This is a genomic window from Actinomycetospora sp. (assembly GCF_055612215.1).
Genome location: NZ_JBVPVA010001172.1, coordinates 1 through 6,975 on the forward strand (window position 1 = coordinate 1; position 6,975 = coordinate 6,975).

Consider the following 6,975-nt stretch of genomic DNA (forward strand, 5'->3'; position numbering starts at 1 on the left):
CCTACGACTACCTGTGCGAGTCCTCGCAGATGGACCTCGCCGACCTCGAGAACAACGTCCGCGACGGCATCCACCTCGCGGCGCTCGCGAGCTCGTGGACCGCGGTCGTCCAGGGACTCGGGGGGATGCGCACGCACAACGGCCGGCTGACGTTCTCGCCGCGGCTGCCCTCCGCGGTCTCCGGCCTGCGGTTCCGGTTGCTCTGGCGGGGCCGCTCGGTCCACGTCGAGGTCGGGCACGGGGAGGCGACCTACGCGCTCGAGGAGGTTCCCGAGCACCACTCCGGGCCCGCGGGGATGGCCCCGACGTCGACCGAGGAGCTCGACCTGCGCCACCACGACGAGGAGTTCACCCTCGCCGTGGGGTCACCGCAGACCTTCGAGATCCCGTCCGTGCCGACCCGCGGGCCCATCGAGCAGCCGCCCGGACGGGCCCCGCTGTTCCGGCGCATGCACCAGTAGGCCGGGGCGAGCGGAGCGACGGGGAACGTGGCCGGGGCGAGCGGAGCGACGGGGGACGCGGTCCTGAGCCGTGCCGGGCTCCGGCGTGGCGACCCCGGCTTCCGCCGGATCTCGGTCGGGCTGTTCTTCGCCGGGTTCACGACGTTCGCGCTGCTCTACGCGACCCAACCGCTGCTGCCGGCGCTGGTCGAGGTCTTCGCGGTCTCCCCGGGCACGGCGTCGCTGTCGGTGTCGGTGACTACCGGCGGGCTCGCGGTCGCGGTCATCCCCGCCTCCGCGCTCTCCGAGCGGTGGGGCCGTCGGCCGGTGATGCTGTGGTCCCTGCTCGGGGCGGTCGTCTTCGGGCTCGCGGCGGCGGTGGCCCCGTCGTTCGGGCTGCTGCTGGTGCTGCGGGGTCTCGAGGGGCTCGCGCTCGCGGGCCTGCCCGCCGTCGGGATGGCCTACCTCGCCGACGAGATCGACACCGACCACCTCGGCGGGGCCATGGGGCTCTACATCGCCGGGAACTCGGTCGGCGGGTTCGGCGGGCGTGTCGTGGTCAGCGCGATCGGCGACCTCACCGGGTCCTGGCGCGCCGCGCTCGGCGGGATCGCCGTCGTCTCCGGGGTCTGCCTGCTGGCCTTCTGGCTGGTCCTGCCGCGGTCCCGGCGCTTCGCCCCGTCGCCGGTCGCCGCCCGGGAGCTGGCCCGGGAGGCCGCGGCACACCTGCGCGACCCGGTCCTGCGCCGCCTCTTCGCGATCGGGCTGCTGCTCATGGGCACGTTCGTCTGCGCCTACAACTACGTCGCCTTCCGGCTGCTCGGGCCACCCTTCTCGCTGCCCGACCTCGTCGTCGGCTTCGTCTTCGTCCTCTACGCGGTCGGCACGGTCACCTCGACCGCGGCCGGCCGGCTCTCGGGGCGGTGGGGGACGCGCACGACGGTGCTGGTGGCGAGCGGGGTCGCGGCGGTCGGTGCGCTCGCGATGCTGGCGCCGGTGCTCGCGCTCGTCATCGGCGGGCTGGCCCTGCTCACCGTCGGGTTCTTCGCCGGGCACGCGGTCGCGTCGGCAGCCGTCGGGCACCGGGCCACGGAGGGCCGGGCGGTGGCGTCGGGGATCTACCTGTTCAGCTACTACGTGGGTTCGTCGGTCGGCGGGACGCTCGGCGGTGTCGTGTTCGGGGTGGCCGGCTGGTCGGCGACCGTGGGGTTCCTGGTCGCGCTGCTCGCCGTGACCACGGTGGTCGCCGCCGGCCTGCGGCTCCCCGGTTCCGGGCGAAGGGCCCCGTCGGTCGGATAGTCCGGCGACGGGCACCCTTCGCCGCGACCCCGGCCCGGACCGGTGGGGCAGACTCGCGGACATGGACGGCACAGCGCTCGTTCCCGACGACCTCGACGAGGCGCGCGCCGGCGACGACGCGGCGTTCCACCGCCTGGTCGCGCCGCTGCGCCGGGAGCTGCACGCGCACTGCTACCGGATGCTCGGTTCGGTCCACGACGCCGACGACGCCCTGCAGGACGCGCTGCTGCGGGCGTGGCGGGGGATCGCGGGGTTCGAGGGCCGCAGCTCGGTGCGCTCGTGGCTGTACACGGTCGCGACGCGGACCTGTCTCGACCTCGTCGCGGCCCGCGGCCGGCGTGCGCTCCCGATGGATCTGGGCCCCGCGGCGTCGGAGCCGGTCCTCGACGACGCACCGGTCACCGACGTCGCCTGGCTCACGCCCTACCCGGACACCGCGCTCGCCGTCGTGGAACGGGAGTCGGTCGAGCTCGCCTTCGTCGCGGCCCTGCAGCACCTGCCGGGCAACCAGCGCGCTGCTCTGCTGCTCTTCGAGGTGCTGGGCTACCCCGCCGCGGAGATCGCGTCGATGATGGCGACCTCGACGGCGTCGGTGAACTCCGCGCTGCAACGCGCCCGCCGGCTCGTCGCCGACCGGGTCCCGCCGGTCTCCCAGCAGCGCACCCTCGCCCGGCTCGACGACGCCCGGCTCCGCGCGCTCGTCGAGGGCTACGCGCGGGCGCTCGAGCGCCGGGACGCGGCGGCCCTCGTCGAGCTCCTGACCGAGGACGTCACGTGGTCCATGCCGCCGCTGCCGAGCTGGTACACCGGGCGCGACGACGTCATGGGCTTCGCCCGGGCCGTCCCGCTCGGTGACTGCGGGTCCTGGCGGGCGGTCCCGACGAGCGCCAACGGCCAGCCCGCCGTCGCGCTCTACCTCGACGGGCCCGCGACCACGGGCCAATCCGGGCCGGGGTGCCACCGCGCCTGGTCGTTCACGGTGCTGACGGTGAGGGACCGGGCGATCGCGTCGCTCACGTCGTTCCTCGGCCCCGAGGTCTTCCGTGCTCACGGACTGCCGACCGTCCTCGCCTGAGGAACCACCCGTCGTGCCCTCGCGAACGCCCACCGAAGATCCGAGACTGGTGGGCGGCACGGGAGGGCGGGACATGGGCGAGGGGTCCGACGACGAGGCGGCGCCGCGGGTCGGCACGCACCTGGCCAGCATGATGACGCTCTCGGAGGTGGGCATCGACTTCGACCGGGCCAACGCCGCGCGGATCTACGACTTCTTCCTGGGCGGCGCCCACAACTTCGCCAGCGACCGGGCGCAGGCCGCGAAGATCGTCGCCGCGAACCCCGACATGCCGCGGGTCTGCCGCCTCAACCGCGACTACCTCGGGCGGGTGGTGCGCTGGTGCCTCGCGCAGGGCGTCGACCAGTTCCTCGACCTCGGCTCCGGCGTGCCCACCGTCGGGAACGTCCACGAGATCGCCCTGCGGCAGCGGCCCGGGGCGCGGGTGGCCTACGTCGACTTCGAACCCGTCGCGGTGCACCACGCGCGGCAGATCACCGCGGAGCTCGACGGGGTCTCGGTCACCCAGGGCGACCTGCGCCAGCCGGAGGTGGTCCTGAACGACCCCGGGGTCGCCGGGCACCTCGACTTCGACCGCCCCGTCGCGGTCCTGGCCGTCGCGGTCCTGCACTTCATCGACGACGACCTGCCCGCGATCTTCCGCCGGTACCGGGACGCGCTGTGCCCGGGCAGCGTCCTCGCGCTGAACCACGGCAGCGCCGACCACGACGACCCGGTGCTCGCCGAGAGCGTCCGCGCCACCGAGCGCGGGTACCGCGGCAGCGCCACCCCGGTGGTGCTCCGCGACCGCGCGCAGATCCGGGCGCTGCTGGACGGCTTCGAGCTGGTGCCGCCCGGCCTGGTCGACCCCGTCGACTGGCCGGTGCCGAACCCCGACGCCGACCCGATCGGCGCCTACGCCGCCGTCGGGCGCGTGCCCGACCGGGAGTGAGCGCCGACGCCGAGTCCCCGGACGTCAGCTGGACCTCGGCGGTCGGCGGGCTGTTCTCCCTGCGGGTGGCCGGGATCCTCGTCCGGGGCGGTCGCGTCCTGCTGGCCCACACCGACGGCCAGGACCACTGGTACCTGCCGGGCGGGCGCGTGAAGCTCGGTGAGCCCGTCGCCGTGGCGCTGCGGCGGGAGCTGGACGAGGAGCTCGGGCTCACGGTGACGGAGGTGCGGGTCCGGATCGTCGCGGAGAACTTCTTCGTCGCGCCGGACGGGGTGGCCGTGCACGAGCTGGGGTTCTACGCCGAGTGTGCCGCGGACGGTCTGCCCGACGAGACCGAGTTCGTCGGGGCGGAGGGGCCGGGCACGGTGTTCCGGTGGTTCACGGCGGCCGAGCTCGCCGACCTCGACGCCCGGCCGCGCCCGGTGTGCGACCTGCTCCTCGCCCTGCCCGAGCACTGCGTGCACCTGCGGATCGGACCGGGTGTGGCGTCCTGACCGGAGACGCCGTCCTCCCCGTGGACGAGGACGCGGGCACGTCGCCGTGGCGTCGACCGGCTCGTCAGAGGGTCACCTCGGTGCCGACCCCGTCGCGTTCCGCGGCGGCGAGGACCACCGACGCAGCGGCGGCGTCCTGGACGGCGACCCCGACCGACTTGAAGACCGTGACCTGTTCCGGTCCGTCACGACCCGCCCGGCGACCCGCGACGAGCTCACCGATCTCGACCACCCGTTCGGGGTCGAGCTCGCCCGCGCTCCCCAGCTCGGCGAGGTCGTTCGAACCGATCGGGAAGGGCTGCAGCGACGTGTCCCGGTGCTCGACGACGACGAGGGCCTCGCGCAGCAGCGCCGCGTCGACCTCCCGCCCGTGCGCGATGTACCCGACCGACGCGATGTGCGTCCCGGGCCGGACGTCCCCGCGACGCAGGATCGGCTCGACGGTGCTCGTCGCCGCGCAGACGACATCGGCCTCCTCGACTGCCTCGACGATCGTCGTGCTACGCACCTGGAGACCCTCACGGGCGAGGTCCGCGGCGAGCCTCTCCGCCTTGACCGGGTCCCGGCCGCCGACACACACCTCGGCGAAGGGGTGGACCAGGCACGCGTACCGGGCGTGCTCCCGAGCCTGTGGTCCGGTACCGAGCACGGCGAGCACGCGGGAGTCCCGCCGCGCGAGATGGCGGATGGACAGCGCGGAACAGGCCGCTGTGCGCGCCGCCGTGAGGTGATCGCCGTCCACCAGGGCGAGGATGCGGCCGGTGAGGGGGTCGAAGACGGCGATCGTGGCTTGGTGGACGGGTAGCCCGGCGACGTCGTTGTCGAGGTAGACCGTGAGCAGCTTGGCGGCCAGCACACCGAGGGTCGGGCTGTACGCGGGCATCGTGGCGAGCAGTCCCGCACCGGGGACCCGTGCCGCGATACGGGGCGGAAGAGACGCCCGACCCTCGGAGAGATCAGCCATGGCGTGCCCGACCGCCTCCACGAGCTCGTCGGGGACGAGCAGGCTCCGCACCGCCCTGCGGTCGAGAACTCGCATCCGCTGATGCTCGGGTGGGCCTCACAGAGGGTCAAGCGCGGCCTGCCGCCTGATGTACCAACGACGGACGTCAGCCACGACGGCCAGGAGTTCGGTGGAGTGATGAGGTCGTTCACGGTCCTACCCGCGCGGTGAGGCCTCGTCAGCCACGGGCGATGTCGGCGAACCGGCTGTAGTGCAGCTGGTGCGCCACCGTGATCGTCGCGGTGGGTCCGTTGCGGTGCTTGGCCAGGATGAGGTCGGCCTCGCCGGCGCGGGGGTCGTCGCGCTCGAACGCGTCGGGACGGCTGATGAGCATGACCATGTCGGCGTCCTGCTCCAGCGATCCGGACTCGCGCAGGTCGGAGAGCATCGGCTTCTTGTCGGTGCGCTGCTCCGGACCACGGTTGAGCTGGCTGATCGCGACCAGCGGGACCTCGAGCTCCTTGGCCAACAGCTTGAGCTGACGCGAGAACTCCGAGACCTCCTGCTGGCGGGACTCGACCTTCTTCCCCGACGTCATCAGCTGCATGTAGTCGAGGATGATCAGCTTCAGGTCGTGGCGCTGCTTGAGCCGCCGCGCCTTGGCCCGGATCTCCATGATCGTCATGTTGGGCGAGTCGTCGATGAACATCGGCGCCTCGGAGATCTCGCTCATCCGGCGGGCGAGGCGCGTCCAGTCGTCGTCGGTCATCGTGCCGGCGCGCATGTCGGCCAGGCGGATCTTCGCCTCGGCCGACAGCATGCGCATGACGATCTCGGTGCGGCTCATCTCGAGCGAGAACACGCAGCTGGTCAGGCCATGTTTTATGCTCGCCGAGCGAGCAAAATCCAAACCGAGGGTCGACTTCCCGATCCCGGGCCTGGCCGCCACGATCACCATCTGCCCGGCGTGCAGGCCGTTGGTCACCTCGTCGAGGTCGGCGAACCCCGTGGGCACCCCGAACGAGACCCCGCCGCGCGAGGCGATGGCGTCGATCTCGTCCATCGTCGGCTGGAGGACGTCCTCGAGCGCGACGTAGTCCTCGGTCACCCGCCGGTCGGTGACCTCGTAGACGGCGGCCTGGGCGCGGTCGACGATGTCGTCGGTGTCCGCGCCCTCGCCGCCGTGGTAGCCCAGCTGCACGATCCGGGTGCCGGCCTCGACGAGGCGCCGCAGGATCGCGCGGTCGGCCACGATCTCGGCGTAGTAGGCCGCGTTGGCCGCCGTGGGCACGGCGGCGATCAGCGTGTGCAGGTAGGGCGCGCCGCCGATGCGGAGGAGCTCCCCACGGCGCTCGAGCTCCGCCGACACCGTCACCGGGTCGGCCGGTTCCCCACGGCCGTAGAGGTCGAGCACGCACTCGTACACCGTCTGGTGCGCCGGCCGGTAGAAGTCGTCGGGCTTGAGCACCTCGACGGTGTCGGCGATGGCGTCCTTGCTCAGCAGGATCGCCCCGAGCACGGACTGTTCGGCGGGGATGTCCTGCGGCGGCTGCCGGTCGAACTCCGGGCGCGCCCCCTCGGACCCCGTGGACCGGGGCTTCCGGTCGAAGCCCCCGTCCCGGCCGCCCGCCCCACGCTCGTCGAGCACCGCCACGGACCTGCTCCTCCCTGATCGACGCCGGGCGAGGGGGACGGTCTGGTTCCGCCCCGACGACGTCCGGCGCGCCCCTTCTACCGCGAGGCACCGACACCGTCGCCGCGGGCCGGACAGGCCCCGGGGCGACGTGCCGGAC

The 6,975-nt window shown here is 73.4% G+C and carries 7 protein-coding genes; 5 read left to right on the forward strand and 2 right to left on the reverse strand.

The window, feature by feature from the left end; genetic code table 11:
* From AC0CYZ_RS31470 to AC0CYZ_RS31490, 5 genes are all read left to right on the forward strand, one after another.
* Positions 1–461 (forward strand): glycosyl hydrolase family 65 domain-containing protein (locus AC0CYZ_RS31470; protein WP_472222164.1); only part of this gene is annotated, 461 nt, incomplete at its 5' end.
* 27 nt (positions 462–488) lie between these two features.
* Positions 489–1,739 carry an MFS transporter gene (locus AC0CYZ_RS31475; RefSeq protein WP_472222166.1) on the forward strand — a complete coding sequence of 417 codons (1,251 nt, stop codon included), beginning with the start codon at positions 489–491 and terminating at the stop codon, positions 1,737–1,739.
* Between the two features lie 61 nt (positions 1,740–1,800).
* Positions 1,801–2,814 carry a sigma-70 family RNA polymerase sigma factor gene (locus AC0CYZ_RS31480; protein ID WP_472222168.1) on the forward strand — a complete coding sequence of 338 codons (1,014 nt, stop codon included), beginning with the start codon at positions 1,801–1,803 and terminating at the stop codon, positions 2,812–2,814.
* Positions 2,815–2,887: 73 nt separating this feature from the next.
* Positions 2,888–3,745, forward strand: coding sequence for an SAM-dependent methyltransferase (locus AC0CYZ_RS31485; RefSeq protein WP_472222170.1), 858 nt, complete (start codon positions 2,888–2,890; stop codon positions 3,743–3,745).
* On the forward strand, positions 3,742–4,239 hold the full coding sequence (locus tag AC0CYZ_RS31490; protein ID WP_472222172.1) for an NUDIX hydrolase: 498 nt from the start codon (positions 3,742–3,744) through the stop codon (positions 4,237–4,239). The genes AC0CYZ_RS31485 and AC0CYZ_RS31490 overlap by 4 nt, the downstream gene beginning before the upstream one ends.
* A gap of 64 nt (positions 4,240–4,303) precedes the next feature.
* On the opposite strand, the gene AC0CYZ_RS31495 is transcribed toward AC0CYZ_RS31490, so the two are convergent.
* Both AC0CYZ_RS31495 and dnaB read right to left on the reverse strand, forming a co-directional pair.
* Entirely contained in the window at positions 4,304–5,278 is a 975-nt protein-coding gene (locus AC0CYZ_RS31495) for an ornithine cyclodeaminase family protein (RefSeq protein ID WP_472222174.1), read from the reverse strand.
* A gap of 142 nt (positions 5,279–5,420) precedes the next feature.
* The gene (dnaB, locus tag AC0CYZ_RS31500) at positions 5,421–6,836 is read right to left on the reverse strand and encodes a replicative DNA helicase (RefSeq protein ID WP_472222176.1); all 1,416 of its coding nucleotides are present in this window, start codon (positions 6,834–6,836) and stop codon (positions 5,421–5,423) included.
* Positions 6,837–6,975: the final 139 nt, after the last annotated feature.